Origin of the sequence: Kitasatospora sp. NPDC059571, assembly GCF_042735675.1 — a bacterium.
Classification (GTDB): domain Bacteria; phylum Actinomycetota; class Actinomycetes; order Streptomycetales; family Streptomycetaceae; genus Kitasatospora.
Map to the genome: position 1 here is coordinate 11433 of NZ_JBHWBW010000203.1, position 1405 is coordinate 12837.

2 protein-coding genes are annotated in these 1405 nt (G+C 78.1%); both read left to right on the forward strand.

The window, feature by feature from the left end; genetic code table 11:
- Positions 1-125 precede the first annotated feature (125 nt).
- On the forward strand, positions 126-665 hold the full coding sequence (locus ACFV0G_RS21955) for a TetR/AcrR family transcriptional regulator (RefSeq protein WP_380550318.1): 540 nt from the start codon (positions 126-128) through the stop codon (positions 663-665).
- A 28-nt stretch (positions 666-693) separates the two neighbouring features.
- Positions 694-1059 carry a hypothetical protein gene (locus ACFV0G_RS21960; RefSeq protein ID WP_380550321.1) on the forward strand — a complete coding sequence of 122 codons (366 nt, stop codon included), beginning with the start codon at positions 694-696 and terminating at the stop codon, positions 1057-1059.
- The last annotated feature ends 346 nt before the right edge of the window (positions 1060-1405 follow it).

Genomic DNA, 1405 nt, shown 5'->3' on the forward strand with positions numbered 1-1405 from the left:
GGGGGCGCGCCCCCCCCGGGGGGGGGCGGGGGGGGGCCCCCGGCGCGGGTGCGCGCCCCCCCGCCCCAGTTTAACCACGAGATCATTCTTGACCGAGCGTTCTCGAACTCGCTACGGTACCGGCCATGGGAAGACCACGCGCCTTCGACGAGGACGAGGCCGTCCGGGCCGCGGCCCGGCTGTTCGCCGCCCACGGCTACGAGGGCACCTCGGTGGACGACCTGGTCGGCGCGCTCGGCGTCCACCGGGGCAGCCTCTACAAGGTGTTCGGGAGCAAGCGCGGCCTGTACCTCGCCGCGCTCCGCCGCCACCTCGACGAGGAGGTGCTCCCGCTGACCGCCGCGATCGCGGCGGCCGACGGGCTGTCCGCCGCGCTGGCGCAGGCCGCAGCCGCGTACGACAGCGGCCCGGCCGCCGGCCTGCTGCTGTTCGCCGCGGCCGAGCGGGCCGCCGCCGACCCCGACGCGGCCGCGCTGGTCGACGAGGGCCTGACCGCCCTCGAGGCCGCGCTCGCCGCCGTGCTCGGAGCCGGCGGGGCGCCGCCGCCCGGTCTCGCCGAGGCGCTCGCCGCCGCGGTGCTCGGTGTCCGGCTGCGCGGCCGGGCCGCCGGCGGGCCGCCCCGCGCCGAAGCCGTGCTCGCCCTGGCCGCGCACCTCTCCCACTGACCGCCCCACCCACCCGAGGAGTCATCAGATGGCCCGACTGTCCGTTGCCGACGGCATGCTGATCGTCGAGGTCGAGGGCCTCGACAAGCTGTGGGCGCTGCGGAGCAGGCTGGAGATCCCGCTCGCCAACGTCCGCGGCGCCACTGCCGATCCGGGCATCGTCCACGAGTGGAAGGGCATCCGGCTCGGCGGCACCCACCTGCCCGGGGTGATCACCGCGGGCACCTTCCGCTCCGCCGGCGAGTGGGTGTTCTGGGACGTCCGCAACCCGGCCGGCGCGGTCGTCATCGAACTCACCGACGAGCGCTACAGCCGGCTCGTCGTCGAGGTCTCCGACCCGCGGGCGGCCGTCGCCCTGGTCGAGGAGGCCAAGCGCGGCGCGGCGGCCTCCTGACGACGCGGCCGGGGTGTCGCCGGATCCGCTTCTGCCGCCACCCCCGGAGGGCCGCCGTGCCGACCTGCGCGACGGTGCCCCGGACGCCCTCGGCTCGTGCGTCGGAGCGACGTACGTGGTCGTGCTGCCGGGGTCGGCGGTGCGGCCGGAGGGCGACGTGCTGCCGTGCGACGTCGCCCGGGGGGCCGCGGACGAACTCCTCGGCAGGCTGCGCGGACTCGGGCTCGCCGAGCGCGGGGCGATCGGTGTCGCTCGGCATCGTGGTCGCCGGGGTGCCGGCCCTGAAGGTCCGGCAGGGGGCCGGGGCGGCGGGGGGGGGGGGGGCGGGGGCCGGCGGCGCCGCCCC